We start from the raw sequence: 24,213 nt of genomic DNA, 5'->3' as shown, positions 1-24,213 counted from the left end.
GAGCCGGAGCCTCCAAACCTGTCCGACTGTCGGACAAGTTCCCGCAGCCCAGGTGGACCAGCAGCCCTGGCGCCGAGTTCCTCCCAACCGGTCCGACTGTTGGACAGGTTCTCCGCTGCCCGGGTGGACCAGCAGCCAACCCGAGCCGGGGCCTCCAAACCTGTCCGACTGTCGGACAAGTTCCCGCAGGCCAGGTGGACCAATGCTCCCCAAGCCGAGGTCCTCCCAACCGGTCCGACTGTCGAACAGGTTTTCCGCTGCCCGGGTGGGCCAGCATCCGACCCGAGCCGGGGCCTCCAAACGTGTCCGACTGTCGGACAAGTTCCCGCAGCCCAGGTGGACCAGCAGCCCTGGAGCCGAGGTCCTTCAAACGGGTGCGACTGTCGGACAGGTTCGTGAGGCTCGCTTGCTGCCGGGCAGCCCCAGCGGGGTTCTCTCTCGTGGATAGCGTGGCCCTCAGAGGACCTCTGGCGCCGTGCGCGTGCTCGCGCCCGCGCACGTCGGCTCAGCGCCCTGTACGACGCCGTGCCCTTGCCCGCGCGGCCTCCAGTGCGGAGTCCACACCCGCGGGCTTCGGAGGCTCCGGCTTCTGCTCGGCGGGTTCGCCCTGAACAGGCCGGGGCGCCGCGGAGGGCTTCACGTCCGTGCGCGGCGCTCCCGTGGGCTCACGTGCGCTGACTTCCTTCACGGGCTTTTCCCGCGCCGCCCGCACCCGCGGCGCGGAGAGGAACCTGCGCACCGCGACCTCCGCCAACATCGCCGCCAGCGCGACCGCGACCAGCCAGGGCGCCAACGCCACGCGGCCCTCCGACTCCGGCGCCTCCGCGAACAGGCCCGTCATCGACAGCCGCTCCTGCCCTCCGCCCACCGCCGCCAGCGCTCGCAGGAGCTTGAGACCCTCCTTCGCGCTGCCCGGCTCGAACTCCGGCGCGTATGGCAGCGCCACCGGTGGCGCCCTCAACACGCGTCCACCCCACTTCACCACCGGATGCCAGGTGCCGCTGCCCGTCAGCGGGTACTCGACCACCAACCTGTCCTCGTCCTCCCAGTGCAGCGGCTTCTCCACTCCCGAGCGCCCGTCGCCCGTCAGCAACACCGCCGTGGGCAACGCGCCCGGCATCGGCTCGCCCGGCGGCAGGTCCAACGTCACGCGCAGCAGGTTGCCCTGGCGCTCCGAACGCACCACCGCCTCCTCCTTCGGCGTCGGCCGCCCCATCGACCAGCGCACCACCGACTCCAACGTCGCCCGCAGCGCGCCCCACTCGCGCAACTCACCCGTGTACCTGCCGTCCACCTCCGCCGTGAGCGCCACCGTGCGCCCCGCGCCATGCGGCCACAGCGCCAGCACCGGCGCGGCGTTCGTGTCCAACGTGCGCAGCGCCACGTTCGCCCGCGGCTTCAGGTAGGTGAGGTTGTAGCCGCCCACCTGCGGCAGGCCCGTCGTCGGCAGCGGCCCCAGCAGCGGCAGGTCCGGCGCGGCCTCCAGCGACGCGGGCTCGTCCACGAACGTGGCCCTCGCCACCGCGAGCGTCTCCTGGCTGAAGATGCGCGGCAGGCTCATGGCGTCCTCCGCGAAGTAGATGCGCCCGGCGCCCCGCCGGGCCACCTCGCGCAGCAGGTCCGCGTCCGGATCCGTGGGCTTGCCCAGGCCGATGACCGACACCGTCACGTTGGCCGCTCGCAGCGCCGCCAGCGTCTCCTGGTAGTCGCCCGGCTCCTCGGAGTCCGCCGCGTCGGAGAACAACACCACGTGCCGCGTGGGCTTTTCGCTGCGGAGGATCTCCTTGCTGCCCGCGCGCAGGGCCGTGCCCACGTAGATGCCGCCGCCTCCGCTGAAGCCTCGCGCCACCTGCTCGAACGGCAGGCCCTTGCTCACCGGACTCAACGGGAAGATTTCATGCGGCTCCGTGTCCACCATGTGCACGGAGGCTTCGTCGTTCGCGTTGAGCAACGTGAGCGCCGCCGTGACGCCCTCCGCCGCCAGCTCCATCTTCGTGCGCCCGTCCGGCACCTGCATGCCCATGGAGCAACTCGAATCCATGAGCACGCTCATCGCCACCGACGCGCGCCGCTGCTCCTCACGCATCTCCAGCGACACGGGCAGGAGCGGCTCCAGGGGCGAGCGCCGGTAGCCGCCCTCTCCGAAGCTCGACCGCCCTCCCGTCATCACCAGCCCGCCGCCCGCCTGGTCCACGTAGTCCGCCAGCGCGTTCAACCCCGTCTCGCCCAGCGCGTTGGCGTCCACGTTCTCCAGCACCACCACGCCCACCCCGTCGAGCGCCTCCAGCGACAGGTGGAACGGCGCCCTCACCTCCAGCGCCATCCCCGTCGCCGCCAGCGCCTTCGCCAGTGTTCCCGAAGGCTGCGCGGTGAGCAGCATCACGCGCGGCGGCCCCTCCACGCGCAGCACGCCCACGCCCACGTCGTTCTCCGGGACGCCGTCTCCGGGCACCTCCACCGTGAGCCGGTAATGCACCAGCCCCGGCTCCTCCAGCAGGTCGCGCAGGGGCAGCAGGTTGGGTCCGGGCTTGAAGTCGTACGCCCCCTTCACCAGCACCTTCCCGTCGCGCTCCAGACGCACGGTGCCGGTGACCGCCGAGGTCGCCTGCACCACGGCGGAGAACTGGAAGGGCTCGCGCACGGAGACCGTGGCGGGCACGTCCAACGACACCACGGCCACGTCCAGCGCGGGCTCCGGCCGGGACACCTGCCGGTAGTCCACCGCGATGCCCCGCGCCGCCAGCCGCCGCGTCGCGCCCCGCGCGTCCGCTCCCGTGGCCCGGCCGTCGGAGACCACCAGCACCCGGCCCGTGCGTTCGGGGGGAATGAGCGCGCCCGCCGCGTCCAGCGCGGCCGACAGGTCGGACGCCTCCGCGTCCACCGCCCGCGTGAAGCCACCGAACCGCCCGGACTCCGACAGCGGGGACTCCACCCGGGCCTCGCGGCCGAAGGTGATGACGCCCACGCGGTCTCCTGGCCGGCGCTGGGACTCCACCAGCGAGACGAGTTCCTGCGCCACGCGGTCCACGTCCAGCGGCATGGAGCGCGAACGATCCACCACCACGGCCACGTCGCTGCCCGCGTTCGCCAGCCGCAGCTCCGGCCCGGACAGCGCGCCCACTCCGAGCACCAGCAGCACCCACCGCAGCACCATGGGCGGACCGGGCCTCCGGCCGTAGCGCCACAGGAAGAGGCCCAGCGGCAACAGCAGCAACCACGCCTGGGGAAGGGTGAAGGTCATGCCTTCCTCGTGACGTAGAAGTCCGCCAGCAGCGCGGCCAGCAACACCATCAGGGGCCAGTGCGCGCGCTCATGGCCGCTGTTCCCTTCCGAGTCCTCGCCCACGTCCTTCGCGGCCACGTCCACGCTGCCCCGGCCCCGCAGGTCCGACTCGCGAGCGTCCAGCGCCAGCACCTCCAGCGAGTCCACTTCACGGCCCTCGCGCTCCAGCACGTAGCGGCCGGGGCGGGTGGGCGCGGGCAGGCTCAGCGCGCCCGCGCCGAACACGGGCTTGCGGCCCGAAGGCCCCTTCAGCGCATAGCGTGCACCGGCCTCCGTCACCACGGAGAGCGCTTCGCCCAGGTTGAGCTGACGCCGGGGGAAGCCCTCGCGAAGCCGCCGTGCTTCGCGCACCACGTTGCCCAGCAGCACGGGCCAGGCGGTGGTCCGCTGGAGGTTGGAGCGCGCCAGGTCCACGTTGAGGTGCAGCCGCCCGCCCTCCTCTTCCGACACGAGCACGGCTTCGCCCGCGGTCATCAACGGACGGCCTGGAGGGTTCGCGCCCGCCGTCCACCGCACGCCCGAAAGCTGCACGTCGTCCATCAGCGTGCTGCCCTTCTCCGTGAAGAACGGCCCCACGAAGGTGCGCAGCGGTCCTTCCGCGCCCAGCGTCACGCGGGCCTCCGCGCGCGCGGGGCCCACGGACAGCACCGGCGCGCCGGGGATAGGAGGGCCGTGCGCCACATCGGGAGACACCGCCAGGAAGCGCTCCAGCGCCTGCTTCGACGCGGGCGACAGGCCCTCCGTCAGCCCCACGGACACCGGCATCACGGGGGATGGTGGAAGGCGCACGTGTCCGTCCTCGGGCAGCGCGTCGTCCGGCAGGGACACCTCCACGTCGCCAGCCTCGCGGAACATGAGGCGCACGGTCGCGGCGCCCTCTTCCGGCAATGAAATGCGCTCCGTGCGTTCGGTGCCTTCACGCGCGCCGGGGCCGGGAGCCGCGCGCACGCGGGCTTCAATCTCCGAAGGCCCCGCCCCGAAGCGAGCGACCCGCAGCGTCACCGTGGCCCGGCCACCTTCGTCACGCCGCTGCGCGGAGACCAGCGCCACATTGCCCTGGGAGTAGCCCAGCGCCGTCCAGCGCACGGAGGGCGGCACGGTCGTGTCCTCGGAGGGCGGCGCGTCGGTGAAGAAGTGCACGTGCTTGCCCGGGCCCGCCAGCTCCTGCGCCCACAGGAGAGAGGCCATGACGTCATGGTCCGGACCGCGCGCCTCGAAGGACTCCAGCGCGCCCAGGGCCCGCGACGCATCGGCTTCCGGTCCGGCGAGGACCAGGGGCGCCACGCCACTCGCGAGCACCGTGACGTGCGTCGCGCGTTCCGATTCCACACGCTTCGCGGCCTCCGTGCGGACGTGCTCCAGCACCGTCTTGCCATCCGGAGTCCGCGCGGACATGGACAGGCTGCCGTCCACGACGAGCACCAGGTGACGGCGCCGGGCGTTCTCTCCCAGCCGCACGTCCGCCAGGTACAGCGCGGCGGCCAGCACAGCGAGCGCCTCCAGCAGCAGTGACGCCTCACGCGTGAAGCGCTCCCACCGGGGCCCGCCCTCGGCGCGAGGACGCGGCGTGCGCCACAGGAACAGCGCGCTCACCACCACCGGCTTCTGCCGTCGGCGCAGGAAGTACGCCGCGACCAGCGGCACCAGCGCGCCCAACGCCATCAGTCCCCAGGGAAACCCGAAGCTCACGCCCCGCCTCCCACGACGTACCGCACGCGAGTGCACCCGTGACGGCGCACGTCGGTGCGAACCGCCTCGCGCTCCATGCTGCTCACGCCCCGCCTCCCGCGATGAACAACGCGCGCAACGGCCCCGCGACCTGCGCGCGCAGTCCTTCCGCCGCGTTCACGGTGAGCAGCGTTCCCCTCGCCCGCACCGCCGCGCTTCGCAGCGCACGCTGGTGCTCCGCGAAGCGGCGGGCGTAGGAGGCCAGCACTCCGTCCGTCAGCAGCTCCTCCAGCGCCACGCCACTCTCCGCGTCCACCAGCCGCGCGCCCTCGCCGCCCGTAGGATCCAGGTCCTCCGCGTCCAGCACCTGCACCAGGAACAGCGCCGACGCGCCCCGAGACAGCCGGGCGCACAGCGCCTCCAGGTCCGTCTCGAAGAGGAAGTCGCTCACCACCACCCGCAGACCACACGGCCGCAACGGCGGCAGCCGCCCCAGCGCCGACGCCAGATCATCCCGCGCCTCGAACTCCGCCCCGCGCAGCGTCGCGCGACACGCCGGCCCCTGCACCCGCTCCGACCGCGCCCCTCCCCACAGCAGCGTCGGCGTCAGCCCCTGCCGCCCGCCCACCTCCACCGTCAGCAGCGCCACCTCACGAGCCCCCGCCGCCTTGCGCGGCGACAGCCCCATGCTGCGCGAACCATCCAGCAGCACCTCCACGCGCGGCGACACCTCGTCCTGCCGCACGCGCAGCACCAGCTCCCCCGTGCGCGCCACCGCGTTCCAGTCCAACTGCCGCAGGTCATCCCCCGGCTGGTACGCGCGGAAGTCATGCAGCTCCATCGCGCTGCCCGCGGACGTGGCGCGCACCTCGCCCACCCGTCCCCGCTGCGGCAGTCGCGGCAGCGCCAGGCCCAGCCCCGGCGCCAGCCGCGCGACCTCCGCCTCATCCAACATCGCGCTCACTGCTGGTGGACCCGCCGCTCGCGCTCAGCGAGCACCCGGTCCGCGGCGAACGCCGCCAGGAACGCCACCAGCGCCACGCACAGGAGCAGCGACGGCGGCATCTTGGCATCGAGGTAGCCGCTGAAGTCATGCTTGCCGAAGTTCGCCGTCCCCAGCACGGGGTTGAGCAGGTTGAGCAACTCATCGCGCCCCTCCAGGTCCAGGAACACCGCCAGCAGCGGCGGCACGCCCGCCCCCAGGATTCCCACCAGGACGTAGAGCAACCGCACCGACACCGGCGACGCGAACCGCCCCGAGCGCGGCATCCGCCCCAACAGCAGCGCCACTGACAGGTACAGCACCCCGTAGAGCGCCAGCGCCCCCTGCGACATCGCCATCCGCAGGTTCCCCGTCGCCCGAGGCGACAGCCACAACAGCACCGCGCACCCCACCGCCCACCCCACCAGCAGCAGCACCGACAGCCGGAAGCCGCGCAGCGCCCCGGGCCGGAACAGCGTCCACATCCGGGTGCCCGCGCGCAGCGGCCGCGACTGCCCGTCCACGTCCGTCGCAATGAAGAGGGTGGCGAAGATGAGGTGCAGCCCTCCGAGGATGCCCATCACCTCGGGGATGTCGTCATCCCGGTCCAGGAGCCACCACACCGCCGTCATCCCCACGAACGTCAGCACCACCTGCACCACCAACGCCCGCCGGGGATGGCGCGTGTAGTCCTCCGTCACGAGCGACAGCCGCGACACCGCCGTCTCGAACATCAGCCACCCGTCCGACACCAGCAGCCAGAACGCCGCGCCCAGCCCCAGGAAGAAGTTCCGGTCGAACGAGAACCCGCTGCCCCGCTCGTTCGTCACCACGAAGGTGAACGTCAGCGCCTGGAAGAACGTCACCACCAGCACGCCCACCAGCGCGAGCCGCACCGCGGCCCGTCCCATCCGGCTGTCCGCCAGCGTCGCCGCGCACACCGACACGAGCGTGAGGAACACCAGCCACGCCCCGCCCAGCAGCAGCACCATCAGGATGGTGGGCAGGTCGATGCCGTTGAGGAAGTAGCTGAACAGCAGGAACGGCTCCACCGCCGACGCGTACAGCACCGCCTGCACCAGGAAGGACGCCACCTTGCCGCGCAGGATGCGCCGGGGGCCCAGCCCCGTGAGCAGGAGCAGCGACCACGTCTCGTCCTCGCGCTCGCGCGCCAGGGACCGGTACGCGTTGAAGGGGATGAGGCCGAAGTGCACCAGCGCCAGGCACACGAAGAAGGAGAAGAAGTACGACCGCCCCTCGCGCGTGTACGTGCTGTCGTGCGTGTTCGCGAACGCGATGAGCGACAGCACCAGACACGCCGCCAGCAACAAACCGAAGCTCACCCAGAAGACGCGCGTGCGCAGCCCCTGCCGAACCTCCTTCACCACCAGCGGGTTGAGCCGGTCACCCCACTTCCCCCAACGGTCGGACGCCGCGGCCGGGACACCTGGCGAGGGGGCGGACTCGGCCGCGCCCGACGCGGGACTCGCTTGCGTGCTCACGCCACCCTCCCCTTCGTCACCGTCATGAACGCGTCCTCCAGGTTGCGTTCGCGCGGGCTGAACGCGCACACCGGCAGCCCCTGCGACACCAGCGCCGCGAGCAGCGCCGCCGCGGCCGCTTCCGACTGCGCCGGCCCCGCGTCCGCCTCCAATTCCAGCCGCACGCGCAGCGCGCTGGCCTCGCGAGCCACGTCCTTCACGCGCGGCTGCTCCAGCAGCGTGCGCTCCGTGCGCGACCAGAGCGCCTCCGCCTCGTCGCCCTGCGCCGCCAGCCGCACCGTCAGCTCCATCACGCGGGACGGGCCCGCGCTCTGGCGCAAGAGGTCCTCCACCTTGCCCTGGGCCAGCAGGCGCCCCTGCTCGATGATGACGCAGCTGTCGCAGATCTCCGCCAGCTCCGTGAGGATGTGACTGGAGATGATGACCGCCTTGCCCTGGTCCGCCAGCGCGCGCAGCAACTCCCGCAGCTCGATGCGCGCGCGCGGATCCAACCCATCCGCCGGCTCGTCCAGGAGCAGCAGCCGCGGGTCATGGAGCAGCGTGCGCCCCAGGGCCACGCGCTGACGCATGCCCTTGGACAGCTCCGTGGTGAGCTTGTCCGCCAGCGGCCCCAGCCCGGTGAACTCCATCACCGAGTCCACCCGCTGCTTGCGCAGCGCGCCCCGCAGTCCGTACGCGCGCGCGAAGAAGTCCAGGAACTCCTTCACGGTGACGTCGTCGTAGGTGCCGTAGCGGTCCGGCATGTAGCCCAGGAGCGGCCGGGCCCGGTCCGGCGCGTCCACCAGCGACGTGCCGTCCAGCAGCACCGTGCCCGCGGTGGGCACGTCCAGCGTGGCCAGGATGCGCAGCGTGGTGCTCTTGCCCGCGCCGTTGGGCCCGATGAAGCCCAGGATGCCGCCGGCCTCCAGCGAGAACGACACGTCGTCCACCGCGCGCAGCGCCCCGTAGTCGCGCCGCAGCCCCTTCACCTCCAGCAGGCTCATCGTCGTGCCTCCTCGACCTGACCGCGCACCAGGTGCATCTCGGCTTCCAGCTCCACGTCCAGCGCCGCCGTGGGCGTGAAGCCGCGCCCGCCCAGCCGCGCCACGAACGTGCCGTCCTTCAGCGGCTGCTCCAGGGGAAGTGACGCGCCCGGGAAGCGCATGCGCGGCTCATGCTCGAGCCCCCACAACAGGTCCTGCCCTTCCGCGTCCTTCGGCGTGGCCAGCCCCTCCGCGCCGTCGGCCAATTCCGGCAGGGCCCAGAGCTGGCCGTCCAGCATCAACAGGCCGCCCTTCAGCGGAGCCCCCAGCGCGTTCTGCACCTGCACGCCGCCGTCGGCCTTGCGCGCCGTCAGCCGCGCGCGCGAGGGGACCACGGCGACCTCGCCCCACTCGCGGTAGCTGCGCGAAGGCAGGAAGCTGTTCTTCACCACCAGCCCGTTCGTCCAGTCCAGCAGGCGCGGCGGATCCTCCTGGCCCGTCGGGGACTCCGAGGCCAGCAGCACGCTGGAGGCGGGCATGCGCACGCTGTCCTCCGCGAGGTTCGCGTACCAGGCGTTGAGGCCCACCGTCACCGCGCGGGACCGCTCGCGGTCCAGCAGCGTGAGGCTGTAGCGCGCGGCGTGCACGCTGAAGCCGTCCACCAGCACGGACCACGCCACCAGCCCCAGGCTCGTGAGGAGCGCCAGCGTGGGCACGGCGATGAGCACCGCCAACGGCCCCTTGCGCCGGGCGAGCATCCACCCGCCGGGCCCCACCGCGAGCACGAAGAGGACGATGAGCAGCAGGAAGCGTCCCACGGGCGCGCGGGCGCTCGACAGCAGCGGCAGGCGTCCATCGCTGAGCATGCTGTAGCGCTCCCAGCGGGGCGGCGGGCCCGCGGGCACCACCGCGGCGGGCGAGCGCTCCGTGTCCTCCCAGAGGTTGAAGCCGCAGCCCGGATTCTGCTTCCGGCACTCGCGGAACTGGCGCACGAAGCCGAAGCCGTAGGGCGACAGCTCGGCCTTCTCATCCTGGAGCAGCGGGAAGCGCAGGCGCGGAGTCGCGGGGGGCTGGTCGAGCACCAGCTTTCCGCCAGTCACGGCGAAGGTCTCCAGCACCGCCCAGACGTCGTCGGGCACCTGGTCCGCTGGCACCGCCACCAGTACCGCGTCGTAGCCCGCGTAGGCCGCCAGCTCGCGCGGCGCGGTGTGCGGCTCCACGAAGCGCGTGGCGACGAGCGGCTCCAGGTTCTCCGCCGCGCGGGTGAGGCCGGTCGCGGCCTCGAAGGCCTTCACGTCGCCCAGCACCATCACGCGGGCGCCCCGGTAGCCGTCCAGGTAGAAGCTCTGGGCCGCGGTGTCCATCCCGGGCGAGTCCAGGCGGAGGGTCCCCGACTGCAGGTCCGCGGGCATCAAGAGCCACGTGACGGTGCGCTCGCGGGGGCCCAGCTCCAGCGAGCGCTCCATGATGCGCCCCTGCGAGTGGATGGACAGGCGCACCGGGCGCGGCTGGCCGCCGGTGTTGTGCACCGTCACCTGGATGGGCGTGTAGCCCCGGTTCGGCACGAGCGTGACGGCGCGCACGGTCGCCTTGAGGTCGCCCTGGGTGGGGAGGCTCTCCGTCGTCTCCACCACCTCGCGGTAGCCGCTGCCCTGGGGCTCCGCTTCCCGCGCCACCTCCACCACCGGGCTGGTGGCGAACGCCGTCGTTCCTCCAGGAACGCCCGGCAGGCCCGTCCAGAGCAGGGCCCCCAGGAGCACGGCGAAGGCCAGGGGCGCGCGGCTAACCACGGGGCACCTCGGGGGTGGCCTTGAGCAGCTCGCGCACGACGTCTGGCGCGGTCACCTTCTCCAGGGACGCCTCGTAGGCCAGCACCAGGCGGTGGTTGAGGGCGGCGGGCGCGGCGGCCACCACGTCATCGAAGCCCACGTTGGGCCGGCCCTGGAGCAGCGCGCGCGCACGGCCCGCGGCGGCCAGGGCCAGCGCCGCGCGAGGGCTCGCGCCGAAGCGCACGAAGCGGCGCACGGGCTCCGGAGCGGAGGGCTGGCGCGGGTCGGACGCCTCCACCAGCCGGCCGATGAAGTCCGCCACCGGGCCGGGCAGGTGCACGCGGTCCACGGCGGCGAACAGGCGCGACAGGCCTTCGGCGTCCAGCACCGGCTCCTGCGCGGGAGGCGCGCCGCGCACGCGCGTGGTGAGCAGGGTGCGCAGCGTCCTGGCGCCCACGGGCGGCACGAGGATGCGGAAGAGGAACCGGTCCAGCTGCGCCTCGGGCAGCGGGTACGTGCCCTCGAGCTCGATGGGGTTCTGCGTGGCGAGCACGAAGAAGGGGTCGGGCAAAGGCCGCGTCTGGCCCAGCACCGTCACGGACCGCTCCTGCATGGCCTCCAGCAGCGCGGACTGCGTCTTGGGGCTGGAGCGGTTGATCTCGTCCGCGAGGACGAGGCTCGCGAAGAGGGGCCCCTCGCGGAAGACGAAGTCGCGGCGCGATTCGCCCTCCAGCACGTAGGTGCCGGTGATGTCGCCGGGCAAGAGGTCGGGGGTGAACTGGATGCGGCGGAAGGGCAGCGACAAGAGCCGCGCCAGGGCCTTGCACAGCTCCGTCTTGCCCAGGCCGGGCAGGCCCTCCATGAGCACGTGGCCCCGGGCGAGCACCGCCGTCACGACCTGCTCGACGACCATCTCCTGGTCGAGCATCACCTGGTTGAGCCCGGCCTTGAGCCGGGACGCCACGTCCGCCGCGCCCTGCGCTTCGGCGGGACTCAGAAGCTCCGCTGCCACGTCGTTTCCCCCTTCTGGACTACGGACCACCGAAGTACCGCTTCACCAGGTCGCGGTTGCGAGGCAGCAGCGGACCGGAGGTCGGCCCCGCCGTCGCATCGCCCTTCGCGCCCGTGCCCTTCGCGCTGGACGGCCCTGCCTGCCCCGTCCGGGCCTGCGGATCCGCCGCGCGAAGGCCCCACAACTCCTCCGCCTCGCCGCCGTTGCCGTCTGGCAGCGGCTGGAACGCGAGCCGGTCCGGATCCATCTCCGCCTCGCCGCCGAAGACGACCGGTTGGCTCTCTCCGCCCCGGCTCACGCCCGCGCCCTCGCCCTTGCCCTGCCGCGTGTTCCGGCTCGCGTGCTGACGGCCCTGCGCACCCTCACCGTCGCCCTCTTCGCCTTCGCCCTGCCCGTCCTGGCCCTGGCCTTGTCCCTTCTGGCCCTGGCCCTTCTGTCCCTGCCCGGACTGCTGCCGCCGGGTGGGACGCCGGGCCTGGGCGCCGCGGTTCCCTCGCGACGCGTTTTCCTCACCGAAGCGCTCGGCCAGCGACTGCTGCCGGCGCTCCAGCGTGCGGCGCAGGTCGGCGATCTGATCCGGTGAACCCGAGGCCTGGGCACGGGCGGAAGCGCGAGCCTCGGCCTCGCGGGCCGAAGGGTCGCCGGAGCCCTGCTTCTCGCCCCCCTGTTCCCCCGTGCCCTGCTTGTCGCCATCCTGATCACCGGCGCCCTGTCCCTGCGAATTCCGCTCGGACGCGGGAGCCTCCTGAGCGCCGGTGGCGTCGTCCTCCGAGGTCCCGCTGGCGCGAGCATCGAGCGCCATCAGCGCCTGCTCCAGCGACTCGCGCTCACGGGTGGCGGCCTCCGCACCGCCAGCGGCGGCGAGCGCATCTTCCAATTCAGCGGCGGCCTCGGAGGCACGGTTGAGCTCGGCGGCGGCCTCGGAGGCGCGTTCAGCGAGCCGCTGCTCCAGTGCATCCGAGGCCTCCCAATCCGCGGAGTCGAAGCGGCCCTGAGCGACCTCTTCCGACAGCCGGCGCAGCTCCTCCTCGACGTCGGGGCCCAGGGGCTCCTCGCGGGCCAGGGCCTCGGCCTGCGCCTGCACCGCGGCGACCTGGGTCGCGGCGGCGGCGTTGATGTTCGAGGTGCGCAGGGTCGGCAGCGGGACGAGGAACCCCACCGCGAGGAACACGAGCGCGCCAAGAAGCGCGCCCACGGGCCTGCGCCAGGGGACCTCCGGAGGCTTCACATGCTGCGCGAACTGGTTGAGGCTCAGCTCCCACTCGCCGACAGGGCGCTCCAGCCGGGTGAGCAGCAGGCCACCCGCATTGGCGGACCGGTCCGCGAGCACCGCCGCGTACTCCAGCGACACGCCGCGCGAACGGGCACGCACGAACCACCACGCCAGCCCCGCGATGACGAGCGGGGGCACGGCCCAGACGGACAGGTCGCGCAAGAGCAACCGGGACACCACGCAAGCGGTGGCCAGGGCCCAGAGAGGAGCGATGCCCGCGCCACTCCAGGCCACCACGTTGAGCCGCCGCTGCACGCGCCGGATGGGCGCGAGCACGAGAGACTGGAAGCGGCGTTCGTCACTGGCGGCCATGCGTGGAAGCCAGTGTCGGATACCCGGCCCACCGTTCACAAGCGACGCCCGGGAACGGTCGAATCCCGCCGTGGACGGTCGCCCTCCTGACTCCAGCTGTCGAGAAACCGCGAAACCCGAGCGGCCTCCCGCAGGCGGCGGTTAGTGTGCCGCCCCCCATGAACTTCCGATTCCTTGGTCGCAGCGGTCTGAAGGTCAGCGAAATCTCCTTTGGCAACTGGCTCACCCACGGCTCCCAGGTGGAGGAGGACGCCGCGGTCGCGTGCGTGAAGGCGGCGCTCGACACGGGCATCACCACCTTCGACACCGCCGACGTCTACGCCGGCACCAAGGCCGAAGCCGTGCTCGGCCGCGCCCTCAAGGGCCAGCGCCGCGAAGGCTACGAGCTGTTCACCAAGGTCTACTGGCCCACCGGTCCCGGCCAGAACGACCGCGGCCTGTCGCGCAAGCACATCATCGAGTCCATCCACGGCTCCCTGCGCCGCCTCCAGACGGACTACGTGGACCTCTACCAGGCCCACCGCTTCGACGCGGAGACGCCCCTCGAAGAGACCATGCTCGCGTTCGCGGACATCGTCCGCCAGGGCAAGGCGCTCTACATCGGCGTCTCCGAATGGACCGCCGAGCAGATCTCCGCCGGAGCGAAGTTGGCCCGCGAGCTGCGCGTGCCCTTCATCTCCAACCAGCCGCAGTACTCCATGCTCTGGCGGGTCATCGAGTCCAAGGTCATCCCCACCTCCGACGCCGAAGGCCTCGGCCAGATCGTCTGGTCCCCCATGGCCAAGGGCGTGCTCTCCGGCAAGTACCTCCCCGGCAAGCCCCCGCCGTCGGACACCCGCGCCGCCAACCAGCAGGGCGCGCAGTTCATGACCAGCTTCATGACCGACGACGTGCTCACCCGCGTCCAGCAGCTCAAGCCGCTGGCCCAGGAAGCCGGCCTGTCCATGGCGCAGCTCTCCATCGCGTGGGTGCTCCAGAACAAGAGCGTCTCCTCCGCGATCATCGGAGCGACGAAGCCGGAGCAGGTGCTCGACAACGTGAAGGCCACCGGCGTGAAGCTGGACGCGGAGCTGCTGCGCCGCATCGACTCCATCCTCGGCCCCGTCGTGGAGCGCGACCCCGCGCAGACCACCAGCCCCCAACGCAGGCCCTGAAGAACGCTCCCCTCACCCTGCGGGGCAGGCGCTCCATCGCCCGTCCCGCCGGGTGCCCGGCGTATGACATCCGCGCCCTGGTTTTTCGCGCGCCCGTCCCATGGCGCGCGTCAGGCGGGTGAACTCCACCCCGATCCATTTGACTTTTAAGTCGGGGGGAACAAGAGACTGCGCCGCGCGTTAGAGCGGTCCCACTCTTGAACCGGGCATCTTCCACATGACGTCCTTCTTCCTCCTGGCCCAGGCGGCCCACCCCGAACTCGGATGGTTGAGCAGCAAGCTGCTCGGGGTGACGTTGGGCAGCGCCGAGTGGGTGCTCTGGCTGCTCGTGTCGCTGTCCATCCTCTCCATCGCGGTGATGCTGGAGCGCGCCGTCTACTTCTCGCGCCACCGGCTGGCCAACTCGGAGGCCCTGGCGGTGCGCCTGGCGCGCGGCGAGTTCGACGCCGTGGCCGGTGAGGTGAAGAACCAGAAGGGCATGGAGGCCGCCGTCATCCGCGAGGCCCTGGCCTCCGCGTCCCAGGGCCCCGACACCGTGGAGCAGGTCATCGCGTCCACCGTCGCCCGCGAGCGCCCCCAGTACGAGCGCGGCCTGTCCATCCTGGGCACGCTGGGCAACAACGCCCCGTTCATCGGCCTGTTCGGCACGGTGCTCGGCATCATCAAGGCCTTCAACGACCTGGGCGCCATGAACGCCAAGGGCGGCGCCATGCAGCAGACGGTGATGGCCGGCATCTCGGAGGCGCTCGTCGCCACCGCCGTGGGCCTCGCCGTCGCCATCCCCGCCGTGGTCGCCTTCAACATCTTCAACCGCCAGCTGAAGACGCTCACCAGCCGCACCACCGCCCTGGGCCACGCGCTCGTGGGCGCCATGAAGGCGCGCAAGCCGGGCGCCGCGGGAGGCAACTAGCCCATGGCCGGCGGCGCGAACGACAGCGACGAGGAGATCAGCGGCATCAACGTCACCCCGCTGGTGGACGTGGTGCTGGTGCTGCTCATCATCTTCATGGTGACGGCCAACTTCATCGTCCGCGAGACGGTGGAGGTGGACCTGCCCCGCGCCGCCAACGGCGGTGAGACGGTGCAGGGCCTGGTGAACGTGGTCCTCGACAAGGAGGGCAAGCTCTACTTCGACGGCGCGGAGGTGACGGAGGCGGACCTGTCCCGCCGCGTGACGGAGGCCGTGGCCAAGGACAAGGACACGCGCGCCATCATCAGCGCGGACCAGACGCTCGCCTACGGCCGCGTGATGCGCCTCATCGACGTGGTGAAGGGCCAGGGCATCGCGAAGTTCGCCCTCAACATCGAGAAGGACGCCGCCCCCGCACGGGCCGCGCCCGCCACGCCCTGAGACGAGGCTGAGCGAAGATGAGCCAGGCGGTCCTCGACCCTTCTCCCCTGCCCCAGCGCGACCGCTCCACGCGGTTCCTGCTCGTGTTCGTCCTCGTGTCGCTCGCGCTGCACGGGGTGGGCTTCGGGCTTCTGTCCACCCTGGAGGGCCGCAGGCTTCCGGCCATCCAGAAGCCGGTGGAGCTGGTCATGGTGGAGGTGCAGAAGCCGCCGCCCCCGCCGCCGCCGGAAGAGAAGCCGGAGGAGCCCAAGCCGCCGCCTCCGCCGCCCCCGAAGGTCAAGGTGAAGCCGCCGCCCATCAAGGTCGCGGAAGCCGCCAGGCCCCCGCCGCCGACGGAGGCCCCGCCGCCGCCCAACGACACGCCGCCGCCGGAGCCGTCCGCCAAGCCGCCGCCGTTGGTGGTGGGCATGACCATGTCGTCCACCACCAGCGCGGGCTCCTTCGCCGCGCCCGTGGGCAACACCGCCTACGGCAAGGCCAACGGCCCCGCGAAGGCGCCCCAGGACGTGAAGGGCTACTCCGCGCCCAAGTACGTGCCCGTGTACCAGGTGGACACGGAGCCGTCGGTCGCGTCCGAGGTGAAGATTCCCTACCCGGACGAGGCGCGCCGCGCGGGCATCGAGGGCACCGTCACGCTGTCCATCACCATCGACGCGGACGGCAAGGTGAGCAACGTGAGGGTCATCTCCGGGCCCGGCTACGGCCTGAATGAGGCCGCGCGCGACGCCATCCGCCGCTTCCGCTTCAAGCCCGCCATCAAGGGCGGCGAAGCGGTGGCCACGGAGATGAAGTACTCGTACACCTTCCTGCTGGACTGAAGGGCGCCTCGGGCCTACTGCGTCTTGAGCGCGCGGCGCATGATGTCGCGCAGCGCGGCCAGGTCCTCGTCCGGCATCGCGGCGATGAGGGGCGGCGGCGCGGTCAGCCGCGCCATCAGCCGGCCGCGCAGCTCCGCGCCTGCCTCCGTCAGCACCAGCATCTTCACGCGGCGGTCCTGGTCGCTGCTCTTGCGCTCCACCAGCCCGCGCGCCTCCAGCCGGTCCACCAGCCCCGTCACGTTGGACGCGTCACACGACAGGTAGTGGGCGAGCGTGCTCATGGCGAGCGCTCCCTCGCCCAACTGCCTCAACACGTGCGCCTGCACGGGGGACAGGTCGAACTCCGCCGCCAGCGCGGGGAAGTTGCGCATGTGCGTGTGCAGGAGCTCGAAGAGGAGCGTCCACGCCTGCTCCGGCAACCCACTCCCGCCCTCCGACAAGTCGGAAGTGGCCGCTGGGCGGCGCGTCACCTGCTCGCTGGAACCGTCGCTGAAGCCATTCATAGTGAAGTTACGTTAATTCATCGGACACACATAAACAATTGACATCATCAACCATTGACCGCTACTACATTCCGCATATTCCAACATCCGACAGTGCGGATTACTTCAACGCCGCCCCCAGGTCGGGTAGAGGACGCAACGCAGTCGTCCATCGGACGGATCCGCCTCGCGCTTCCGCGGGTCGGTGAGGAGGTCGAGCGGTATGAGTACCTTTCTGGCGCTGTCCCTGTCGGCCACCCTGGCCGCGGCGCCCGTACTGACGCTGGATGAGGCCCTGGAGTCCGCCCGCCAGCAGAACCTCGATTTGAAGATCGCCCAGGAGCGCTTCGAGCAGGCATCGCTCGCGACGCGCAAGGCCTGGTCGGGCTACCTGCCGAACATCAGCGTGGGCGCGTCCATCACGCGCAACAACGTGGCGGCCATCATCCCCGCGGGCCCCATCGCCCCGGTGGACATCACCATCCAGCCGCTCATCCAGCAGGGCGCGCAGGCGGAAATCCGGCAGGCCATCATCGCGCCGCAGCTGTGGGCGGGCATCGCGGCCTCCTACAAGTCCGTGCGGCTGGCGGAGCTGAACACGCAGACGGCGCGCCGGCAGGTGCTCTTCGGCGTGGCGCAGGCGTACTACGGCGCCGCGGCGCAGCAGGAAGCCCTGCGCGCGCAGGAGCGGCTCCTGGAGCTGAACCAGGCGCGGGAGAAGGACACCCAGGCCCGGTTCGACGCGGGCACGGTGACGCGCGTGGCGCTGCTTCGCGCCCAGTTGGACCGCTCGCGCGCGGAGCAGGACCTGGTGCGCGCGAAGAACGCGCTCGCGGGCCTGAAGCTGGCGCTGGGCACGCTCATCCAGCGCGAGCCGGAATTCGACCTGGCCCCGCCGCCGGAGCCGACGGTGCCCGCGCAGGCGTCGCCGGACGACCTGGTGAACCAGGCCATCCAGGAGCGCTCGGACGTGCAGGCCGCGGAAGTGGGCCTGAAGTTGAGCCGCATCAACAAGACGGGCGTCATCCTGAGCTACCTGCCCACGCTGGGCGTGACGGGCGCGTACCGCATCGCGAACGCGGCGGGCTTCACCGGCCAGAACGAGACCTGGGCCATCACCTTCGGCGCCAGCTGGACGCTGTTCGACGGCGGCCTGCGTGAGGCGAACCTCTCCGAGGCGTCGTCGCGCGTGCGCGAGGCTACCGTCACCCAGGCGCTGGCGCAGGCCCGGGTGAAGGAAGAGGTGCGGCGCTCCAAGCTGGACCTGGAGAACGCGCTGGCCAACCGCTCCAAGGCCGAGGAGGCCCTGGAGCTGGCGCGCGAGTCCAACCGCCTGACGGACGTGAGCTTCAAGGCGGGCGTCGCCACCTACCTGGAGGTCGCGGACGCCAACACCGCGCTCACCAACGCGGAGGTGGGCTTCGTGTCCGAGCGCCTCCAGGCGTCGCTCGCCGCGCTGCGCCTGCTCAACTCGCTGGGCTCCTTCGAGTCCGGTTCGGTGAAGAGGGACGCGGCCGCCCTGGGCGCGGAGCCCGGCGCGGGCGCGCCGAAGTCGCAGCCGGCCCAGCCGCAGCCCGCCCAGGAGCAGCCGGCCCAGCCGCAGCCCGCGCCCCAGCAGTAGGCGCGGTGTGACGTGAGGTGGAATTCCCGGCGCCTGCTCCAGGGCGCCGGGTCCCCTGCCCTCCCGGGCGGGAAGCAGGTGCTTCGTTGTGGGGGTCCGTCACCGGCCCCACCCTCCTCTGTAGGACCCGTTTCCACGAGGAGGGAACCATGGCGGATGCATCCTGGGGCAACTGCAAGAACTGCCGTTTCTTCGCGGGCAACAGCGACGAGCCGAGCGACGACGCGACGCAGAGCTGCAACCAGCCGGAGCTCAAGCAGTTCGCGCTCGTGGTCTCCGGCAACAGCGGCTGCAACGCCTACGAGGCCCGCACCGGCGAGATGCTGCCTGGCTACGAGGAGCCCGCGCCCATGCACTGACGGCGCGCGTGTCCCACCGGCCCTCAGGTGCCGGTGGCGTCGCGGACCGGGGACAGCGCCGGCCCGCCAGGCTCATGCGCCTCGTGCGATTCGTGCGCGTAGTAGATGCGCTCCATGAGCTTGCGCTGGTGCACGAGCGGCTTGTCGTACTTGTCCAGCCGCATGCCCTTGTGGCTGTAGGGCGTGTCCGCCACGGTGGGGATGAAGCGCGCGTCGTCGCGCACCTCCCACCAGGTGAGGCCCAGCGCGGCCTTCGCCGCCACCGGGAGCAGGGGCCTCAGCGCGGGCACCGTCGTGCGCAGGAAGGAGAAGACGTGCAGGCGCGTGGTGCGCGCCGTCTCCGGCACGAAGAAGATGTGCGCCTGCGTGATGAAGGGGCGCGGCGCTCCGGAGGGCTGGACCCAGCTGACGGTGTAGACGCTGCGCACCGGATCGAAGCGCGTCACCCAGTCATTGCGGAAGAGGTCCCTCTTGCCCACCGCGAGCAGGCGCATGATGGGCGCGGGCCGCTGCGGGGCGCGGTAGTGCACCTCCGTGTGGTCCTCGTGGTTGTGCGCCTCGAACTCCACGTGGCCCGCCTGCGAGCCGCTCCACCCCAGCCGGGTGTGCACGAAGGGCGTGTGCTCGTCCTCGCTGAAGTTGTCGAGCGCCACGTGCAGCGGCGCCTGGAACAGCGTGGAGAACGTCCCACCGAAGACGTAGTCCCCGCCCGCGAGCTCCGGCATCGCGGACTCGGGCGTGTCCGCGCGCGCGAGCCAGAGGTAGCCGTGTCGCTCCACCACCTGGAAGCTCTTCGCCTCGCAGTGGCGCAGCTCCGGCTGGCTGGGGTTGGTGCCGTGGCCTCGCGCGTCGAAGCGCCAGCCATGGTACGGGCACTGGAGCTGGCCCTCCTTCGTCACGGTGCCCTTCGACAGCGGCGCGAAGCGGTGCGGACACGCGTCCGACAGCGCGGCGGCCTTTCCAGAGGCGTCCCGGAAGAGCGCGTAGGCGTGGCCCGCCAGCTCCACGCGGACGGGCTGGCCGCGGAGCTGACGGGCGGGGAGCACCGGATGGAAATGCCTGACGACGTCGGGGGTAGGCTCCATGGCACGCGCAGTATAGCGGTCTGTCGCTGCGGACCCAGGTGGGTGGCATAGACTGCCCGGCCGTGAATGCTCCCGCCCCTCCCCGCCGCCGTATGCATTGGTTCGCTGTGGGAACCATGGCCGTGCTGGTGGCGCTCGCCACGGGAGCGGGCCTGTACGTGCGCGGCGCACTGCCGGCGCCGGTGCCCCCAGCGGCCGGTCCCTTCGGCTACTCGGACTACGCGCAGGCGCTGAACCACGTGCGCCCCAGCGGGGACCTGGACTTCGAGGGCCTGAAGCGCGACCGCGCGGCGCTGGAGCGCTTCGTCGCGTCGCTCGCGGCGGTGTCGCCGCACCGGCAGCCGGAGCTCTTCCCGTCGCCCCAGGACGGGATGGCGTACTGGATCAACGCGTACAACGCGCTGGTGCTCCTGCAGTTGGTGGAGCGCTACCCGAACGGCGTGGAGGCGTCCTGGTTTGGCCGCTTCTACTGGGGCCGCGCGTGGCCGGTGGGCGGCGAGCGGCTGACGCTGTACGCCCTGGAGCATCACATCCTGCTGGGCGAGTACGCCGACCCGCGCGTGAACTTCGCCCTCTTCCGGGGGACGCGCGGGGGGCCCCGGCTGGACGGCGCGCCCTATCAGCCGGAGTTCCTGGACGCCCAGCTCAACGACGCCAGCCGCCGGTACGTGGGGGACGCGCGGAACGTGAAGCTGGAGGACAAGACCGTGCGCCTGGCGCACCTGTTCGAGGAGCGGAAGCAGGACCTCCTCGCCGCGCTGCCGGAGGGCCGGGGCGGCAACGTGCTCCAGTTCGTCTGGGCCTTCCTGCCGGACACCTGCGAGGAGCGCCCGGGCTGCGACACGCGCGGCGACCTGGACCGCGCCTGCGGCCCCGACCTGGACCGGTGCCACATCGAGTTCATCCCCGAGGACACCTCGCTGCCCGACGCCGCGAGCACCGCCGAGCAGCGGCCCTGACACCGCCCCTTCTCGGCTAGCGTCCCTCCATCGCGGAAGGAACACGCGGGAGGCGCCGGGACATGACGATGGGAGCGGTGTGGCTGGCGACGTGGCTGGCCCTGGGGAGCGCGGACATGAAGTGGGAGCCGCAGGCGAGCGGGACGACGGTGCGGCTGCGCGGCGTGAGCGCGGTGGACAACCGCGTGGCGTGGGCCAGCGGCGACAAGGGCACCGTCGTGCGCACCACGGACGGCGGCAAGACCTGGACGCGGGCCCCCGTGCCAGATGCGGAGGCGTTGGACTTCCGCGACGTGGATGCCTTCAGCGACCGCACCGCCTACGTGCTGTCCATTGGCGCGGGCGACAAGTCGCGCATCTACAAGACGACGGACGGCGGCGCGCACTGGACGCTCCAGTTCACCAACACCGTGCCCGGGGCCTTCTTCAACGGCATGGCCTTCTGGGACGAACAGCACGGCATCGCGTTCAGCGACCCGGTGGACAAGCACTTCGTCGTCATCACCACGGAGGACGGCGGCTCGACGTGGAAGCCCGTGCCGCCAGGGGTGCTGCCGGCCGCGCTCGAAGGGGAAGCGGGCTTCGCGGCCAGCGGCACGAGCATCGCGGTGCACGGCAAGTCCGACGTCTGGTTCGGCCTGGGCGGCTCCATCGCGCGCGTGCTGCACTCGGCGGACCGGGGCAAGACGTGGGGCGTCGCGCCCACGCCGCTGGCCACGGGTGAAGGCGCGGGCGTGTTCTCGCTCTACTTCTGGAGCCCCATGGCGGGCATTGCCGTGGGCGGCAACTACAAGCAGCCGGAGGTGGCCACCGGCAACGTGGCGCTCACGCTGGATGCGGGCAAGCGCCAGTGGACCGTGCCGCGGAAGGCGCCCGGGGGCTACCGCTCCTGCGTGGCGCCGCTCACGCGCGAGCGGAAGATGTGGCTCGTCGCCGTGGGCCCCACGGGTTCGGACGTGTCGAAGGACGCGGGCAGGACGTGGGAGCCGCTGGACGCCACCGGCTTCCACGCCGTGTCCACGCCGCCTCGCTCGAAGGACACGGCCTGGGCGGTGGGTGAGGAGGGGCGCATCGCGAAGCTGACTCCCGGCGGGCCGTAACCCGAGGTCATGGGCGCGGGGAGCCTCCTCCCCGCGCCGGGTGCTTCACTTCACCAGCAACGCCGCGCCGATGATGCCGCTGTCGTCGCCCAGCTCCGCGTCGGCGATGAGCAGGCCCTCGCGCGACACGCGGGACGACCACTGCTGCACGCCTTCCAGCACCAGCCGCTTGATGCCCGGGCAGTGCGTCAGCACGCCGCCGCCCAGCACCAGCCGCGACGGGTTGAGCACCGTCACGTAGTTGGCCACCGCGACCGCCAGGAAGTGCGCCGCTCGGGCGTGGATCTCCTTGGCCTTCGCGTCCCCCGCCTCCGCCGCCGTCTCCAGCGTCACCGGCGTGATGGTGTCCGGGTCGTCGTTGGTCAGCCGCTCCAGCACGGGCGAGCCGCCGGACGCCAGCAACTCCTTCGTCTGCGCGATGAGGTTGTGGCCGCCCGCGTACGCCTCCAGGCAGCCGTGCTCACCGCAGCCGCACAGCCGGCCGCCGGGCACCACCTTGATGTGGCCCAGTTCGCCCGCCACGCCGCCGCCGCCGTTCACCAGCCGACCGTCGGAGATGATGGCGCTGCCCACGCCGGAGCCCACGAACACCACCAGGATGTCCTGGGCGCCGCGACCCGCGCCCGCGTGCAGCTCGCCCCACGCCGCCGCGGACAGGTCGTTCACCACCTTCACGTCGAAGCCCAGCCGCTTCGTCAACATCGCGGCCAGGGGCACGTCCCGCCAGCCCAGGTTGGGCGCCACGGAGATGACGCCCGTGTCCTTGTGGATCTGCCCCGCCGCGCCCACGCCGCAGCCATCCACCTTCACGCCGGACTTCTTCACCGCCTCTTCCGCCGCCTGGGCGATGGTCTCCACCACGCCCTGCGGCTTGCGGTCCTGCACCGCGACCTTGGCGCTCGCGAGGATTTCACCCTTCCCGTCCACCACCGCGGCCCGGGCGAACGTCCCGCCCAGGTCGATTCCCAGCGTCGGCATGTCCAGCTCCTCCGTTAAGTGCGTGCGTGTGCTTCGCGTGGAGCGTCAGCGGCTCAGGCGCCGACGTCCTTCTGCGCCTGGGCGACCGTCGTGTCGATGAGCGCCTGGATCTCCTTCACGCGGGCCTCCGTGCTGGCCTCGTAGCGCAGCACCAGGATGGGCTGCGTGTTCGACGCGCGGATGAGGCCCCAGCCGTCCTCGAACGTCACGCGCACGCCGTCCACGTCCACCACCTTGTGGCCCGCGTCGCGCAAAATCTCCGTGGCGCGCTTCACCATGGCGAACTTCTTCTCCTCGGTCGTGTCGAAGCGCAGCTCGGGGCTGGCGAAGGTCTTCGGCACGTCGGAGAGCAGCTGCGACATGGACTGCTTCTCGTGCGTGAGAATCTCCAGCAGGCGCGCGGACGCGTACACCGCGTCGTCGAAGCCGAAGTAGCGGTGCTTGAAGAAGATGTGGCCGCTCATCTCGCCGGCCAGCTCCGCGTGCTCCTCCTTCATCTTCGACTTGATGAGCGAGTGCCCGGCCTTCCACATCACCGGCTTGCCGCCGTGCTTCGCGATGTCGTCGTACATCGTGTAGCTGCACTTCACCTCGCCGATGATGGCCGCGCCCGGGGACTCCTTCAGCACGTAGCGGCTGAAGAGCACCATCAACTGGTCGCCCCAGAGCACGTTGCCCTGGTCGTCGATGACGCCGATGCGGTCGCTGTCGCCGTCGTAGGCGATGCCCACCTCCGCCTTGACCTCCTTCACCTTCTTGATGAGGTCCTGGAGGTTCTCCACCACCGTGGGGTCCGGGTGGTGGTTGGGGAAGTCCGCGTCCATCTCGCAGAACAGGGGCACCACGTCGAAGCCCATGCTCTCGAACAGGGGCACCGCGATGGCGCCGCCCGTGCCGTTGCCCGCGTCGATGACGATCTTCATCCCCTTGCGGCCCACCTTCACCGTCTGACGGATGAAGTGGTTGTAGGGCGTGATGATGTCGAAGGGCGTGACCTTGCCGGGCTTGTTGGAGGTCGCGAAGTCCTTCGCCTCGATGAGGCGGCGCAGCTCCTTGATTTCGGGGCCGTGGAAGGTCGTCTTGCCGGCGCCAATCTTGAAGCCGTTGAACTCCTTCGGGTTGTGGCTGCCGGTGATCATCGCCAGGCCGTCCACGGGCAGCGTGTTCGCCGCGAAGTAGGTCAGCGGCGTCGGCACCACGCCCACGTCGTAGACGTCCAGGCCGGTGGCGGTGAGGCCCTTCGCGAGCGCGTCGCGGAAGCGCGTGGAGGACTCGCGGCAGTCGCGGCCCACCACGATGGAGGTGCCGCCCTTGCGGCGGATCATGGTGCCCAGGCCCAGGCCCAGGAGCTCCACCACCTCGATGGTGAGGTCCTTGTCCACCAGACCTCGGATGTCGTACTCGCGGAAGATGTGCGCGTTCATGGCAGTGTCCCCACCCTCGACAGGAACCGGGAGGGCGTAACGGAAGGCGTCGGACACTACACGAGCGGGCCCGGGGGCTGCACACGCCCGAACGAGCCCGGCTGACTGTTGAACGCCCGG

The 24,213-nt window shown here is 71.6% G+C and carries 20 protein-coding genes; 8 read left to right on the top strand and 12 right to left on the bottom strand.

Features of this window, described 5'->3' with window-relative positions:
* Window positions 1-505: 505 nt before the first annotated feature.
* From JYJ93_RS08200 to JYJ93_RS08165, 8 genes are all read right to left on the bottom strand, one after another.
* Entirely contained in the window at window positions 506-3,241 is a 2,736-nt protein-coding gene (locus JYJ93_RS08200) for a VWA domain-containing protein (RefSeq protein ID WP_206787730.1), read from the bottom strand.
* Complete coding sequence (locus tag JYJ93_RS08195) at window positions 3,238-4,971, bottom strand: BatA and WFA domain-containing protein (RefSeq protein WP_206787728.1); 1,734 nt, start codon at window positions 4,969-4,971, stop codon at window positions 3,238-3,240. The genes JYJ93_RS08200 and JYJ93_RS08195 overlap by 4 nt, the downstream gene beginning before the upstream one ends.
* Before the next feature lie 82 nt (window positions 4,972-5,053).
* Window positions 5,054-5,905 carry a DUF58 domain-containing protein gene (locus tag JYJ93_RS08190; RefSeq protein ID WP_206787726.1) on the bottom strand — a complete coding sequence of 284 codons (852 nt, stop codon included), beginning with the start codon at window positions 5,903-5,905 and terminating at the stop codon, window positions 5,054-5,056.
* Between the two features lie 5 nt (window positions 5,906-5,910).
* Complete coding sequence (locus JYJ93_RS08185; protein ID WP_206787724.1) at window positions 5,911-7,434, bottom strand: ABC transporter permease; 1,524 nt, start codon at window positions 7,432-7,434, stop codon at window positions 5,911-5,913.
* Window positions 7,431-8,417 (bottom strand): ABC transporter ATP-binding protein, encoded by a 987-nt coding sequence (locus JYJ93_RS08180; protein WP_206787722.1) that lies wholly within the window; start codon window positions 8,415-8,417, stop codon window positions 7,431-7,433. Before JYJ93_RS08180 ends, JYJ93_RS08185 begins: the two co-directional genes overlap by 4 nt.
* The gene (locus tag JYJ93_RS08175) at window positions 8,414-10,186 is read right to left on the bottom strand and encodes a hypothetical protein (protein ID WP_269012818.1); all 1,773 of its coding nucleotides are present in this window, start codon (window positions 10,184-10,186) and stop codon (window positions 8,414-8,416) included. Before JYJ93_RS08175 ends, JYJ93_RS08180 begins: the two co-directional genes overlap by 4 nt.
* Window positions 10,179-11,177 carry an AAA family ATPase gene (locus tag JYJ93_RS08170; RefSeq protein WP_206787720.1) on the bottom strand — a complete coding sequence of 333 codons (999 nt, stop codon included), beginning with the start codon at window positions 11,175-11,177 and terminating at the stop codon, window positions 10,179-10,181. The genes JYJ93_RS08175 and JYJ93_RS08170 overlap by 8 nt, the downstream gene beginning before the upstream one ends.
* 19 nt (window positions 11,178-11,196) lie before the next feature.
* Window positions 11,197-12,762 carry a hypothetical protein gene (locus JYJ93_RS08165; protein WP_206787719.1) on the bottom strand — a complete coding sequence of 522 codons (1,566 nt, stop codon included), beginning with the start codon at window positions 12,760-12,762 and terminating at the stop codon, window positions 11,197-11,199.
* Window positions 12,763-12,920: 158 nt separating this feature from the next.
* Here JYJ93_RS08165 and JYJ93_RS08160 point away from each other — a divergent pair, with 158 nt between their 5' ends.
* From JYJ93_RS08160 to JYJ93_RS08145, 4 genes are all read left to right on the top strand, one after another.
* A complete protein-coding gene (locus JYJ93_RS08160) occupies window positions 12,921-13,916 on the top strand; it encodes an aldo/keto reductase family protein (RefSeq protein WP_206787718.1) in 996 nt (331 codons plus the stop codon).
* A gap of 217 nt (window positions 13,917-14,133) precedes the next feature.
* Window positions 14,134-14,826, top strand: coding sequence for a MotA/TolQ/ExbB proton channel family protein (locus tag JYJ93_RS08155; protein ID WP_206787717.1), 693 nt, complete (start codon window positions 14,134-14,136; stop codon window positions 14,824-14,826).
* Between the two features lie 3 nt (window positions 14,827-14,829).
* Window positions 14,830-15,267, top strand: a complete 438-nt coding sequence (locus JYJ93_RS08150) for a biopolymer transporter ExbD (protein WP_120589507.1) — start codon at window positions 14,830-14,832, stop codon at window positions 15,265-15,267.
* 17 nt (window positions 15,268-15,284) lie between these two features.
* Window positions 15,285-16,085, top strand: coding sequence for an energy transducer TonB (locus tag JYJ93_RS08145; protein ID WP_206787716.1), 801 nt, complete (start codon window positions 15,285-15,287; stop codon window positions 16,083-16,085).
* Between the two features lie 14 nt (window positions 16,086-16,099).
* Here JYJ93_RS08145 and JYJ93_RS08140 read toward each other — a convergent pair whose 3' ends face one another.
* Window positions 16,100-16,588, bottom strand: a complete 489-nt coding sequence (locus JYJ93_RS08140) for a MarR family transcriptional regulator (protein WP_206787715.1) — start codon at window positions 16,586-16,588, stop codon at window positions 16,100-16,102.
* 202 nt (window positions 16,589-16,790) lie between these two features.
* Here JYJ93_RS08140 and JYJ93_RS08135 point away from each other — a divergent pair, with 202 nt between their 5' ends.
* Both JYJ93_RS08135 and JYJ93_RS08130 read left to right on the top strand, forming a co-directional pair.
* Window positions 16,791-18,188, top strand: a complete 1,398-nt coding sequence (locus tag JYJ93_RS08135; protein ID WP_206787714.1) for a TolC family protein — start codon at window positions 16,791-16,793, stop codon at window positions 18,186-18,188.
* A 149-nt stretch (window positions 18,189-18,337) separates the two neighbouring features.
* Window positions 18,338-18,547, top strand: a complete 210-nt coding sequence (locus JYJ93_RS08130; protein WP_206787713.1) for a hypothetical protein — start codon at window positions 18,338-18,340, stop codon at window positions 18,545-18,547.
* Between the two features lie 23 nt (window positions 18,548-18,570).
* On the opposite strand, the gene JYJ93_RS08125 is transcribed toward JYJ93_RS08130, so the two are convergent.
* Window positions 18,571-19,593, bottom strand: coding sequence for a Rieske 2Fe-2S domain-containing protein (locus tag JYJ93_RS08125; protein ID WP_269012819.1), 1,023 nt, complete (start codon window positions 19,591-19,593; stop codon window positions 18,571-18,573).
* Between the two features lie 155 nt (window positions 19,594-19,748).
* Here JYJ93_RS08125 and JYJ93_RS08120 point away from each other — a divergent pair, with 155 nt between their 5' ends.
* Together JYJ93_RS08120 and JYJ93_RS08115 are read left to right on the top strand one after the other, a co-directional pair.
* The gene (locus tag JYJ93_RS08120; protein ID WP_206787709.1) at window positions 19,749-20,591 is read left to right on the top strand and encodes a DUF547 domain-containing protein; all 843 of its coding nucleotides are present in this window, start codon (window positions 19,749-19,751) and stop codon (window positions 20,589-20,591) included.
* A 62-nt stretch (window positions 20,592-20,653) separates the two neighbouring features.
* Window positions 20,654-21,691: an oxidoreductase gene (locus JYJ93_RS08115; protein ID WP_206787707.1), complete on the top strand. Its 1,038-nt coding sequence runs from the start codon at window positions 20,654-20,656 to the stop codon at window positions 21,689-21,691.
* Window positions 21,692-21,736: 45 nt separating this feature from the next.
* Here the strand turns inward: JYJ93_RS08115 and JYJ93_RS08110 are convergent, their stop codons facing one another.
* Window positions 21,737-22,669: an ROK family protein gene (locus JYJ93_RS08110; protein ID WP_206787705.1), complete on the bottom strand. Its 933-nt coding sequence runs from the start codon at window positions 22,667-22,669 to the stop codon at window positions 21,737-21,739.
* Window positions 22,670-22,722: 53 nt separating this feature from the next.
* The gene (locus JYJ93_RS08105) at window positions 22,723-24,093 is read right to left on the bottom strand and encodes a phosphomannomutase/phosphoglucomutase (protein ID WP_206787703.1); all 1,371 of its coding nucleotides are present in this window, start codon (window positions 24,091-24,093) and stop codon (window positions 22,723-22,725) included.
* Window positions 24,094-24,213: the final 120 nt, after the last annotated feature.

Origin of the sequence: Corallococcus sp. NCSPR001 (assembly GCF_017309135.1) — a bacterium.
Classification (GTDB): Bacteria; Myxococcota; Myxococcia; order Myxococcales; family Myxococcaceae; genus Corallococcus.
Note: the sequence above shows the minus strand (reverse complement) of the source record. Positions and strands in the feature narration are given on the sequence as shown.

Coding starts and splice junctions, on each gene's coding strand:
- JYJ93_RS08120 (WP_206787709.1), top strand. CDS start 19,749: ATGGCCGTGCTGGTGGCGCTCGCCACGGGAGCGGGCCTGTACGTGCGC.
- JYJ93_RS08160 (WP_206787718.1), top strand. CDS start 12,921: ATGAACTTCCGATTCCTTGGTCGCAGCGGTCTGAAGGTCAGCGAAATC.
- JYJ93_RS08145 (WP_206787716.1), top strand. CDS start 15,285: ATGAGCCAGGCGGTCCTCGACCCTTCTCCCCTGCCCCAGCGCGACCGC.
- JYJ93_RS08200 (WP_206787730.1), bottom strand. CDS start 3,241: ATGACCTTCACCCTTCCCCAGGCGTGGTTGCTGCTGTTGCCGCTGGGC.
- JYJ93_RS08110 (WP_206787705.1), bottom strand. CDS start 22,669: ATGCCGACGCTGGGAATCGACCTGGGCGGGACGTTCGCCCGGGCCGCG.
- JYJ93_RS08150 (WP_120589507.1), top strand. CDS start 14,830: ATGGCCGGCGGCGCGAACGACAGCGACGAGGAGATCAGCGGCATCAAC.
- JYJ93_RS08130 (WP_206787713.1), top strand. CDS start 18,338: ATGGCGGATGCATCCTGGGGCAACTGCAAGAACTGCCGTTTCTTCGCG.
- JYJ93_RS08135 (WP_206787714.1), top strand. CDS start 16,791: ATGAGTACCTTTCTGGCGCTGTCCCTGTCGGCCACCCTGGCCGCGGCG.
- JYJ93_RS08180 (WP_206787722.1), bottom strand. CDS start 8,417: ATGAGCCTGCTGGAGGTGAAGGGGCTGCGGCGCGACTACGGGGCGCTG.
- JYJ93_RS08155 (WP_206787717.1), top strand. CDS start 14,134: ATGACGTCCTTCTTCCTCCTGGCCCAGGCGGCCCACCCCGAACTCGGA.
- JYJ93_RS08190 (WP_206787726.1), bottom strand. CDS start 5,905: ATGTTGGATGAGGCGGAGGTCGCGCGGCTGGCGCCGGGGCTGGGCCTG.
- JYJ93_RS08165 (WP_206787719.1), bottom strand. CDS start 12,762: ATGGCCGCCAGTGACGAACGCCGCTTCCAGTCTCTCGTGCTCGCGCCC.
- JYJ93_RS08105 (WP_206787703.1), bottom strand. CDS start 24,093: ATGAACGCGCACATCTTCCGCGAGTACGACATCCGAGGTCTGGTGGAC.
- JYJ93_RS08140 (WP_206787715.1), bottom strand. CDS start 16,588: ATGAATGGCTTCAGCGACGGTTCCAGCGAGCAGGTGACGCGCCGCCCA.
- JYJ93_RS08115 (WP_206787707.1), top strand. CDS start 20,654: ATGACGATGGGAGCGGTGTGGCTGGCGACGTGGCTGGCCCTGGGGAGC.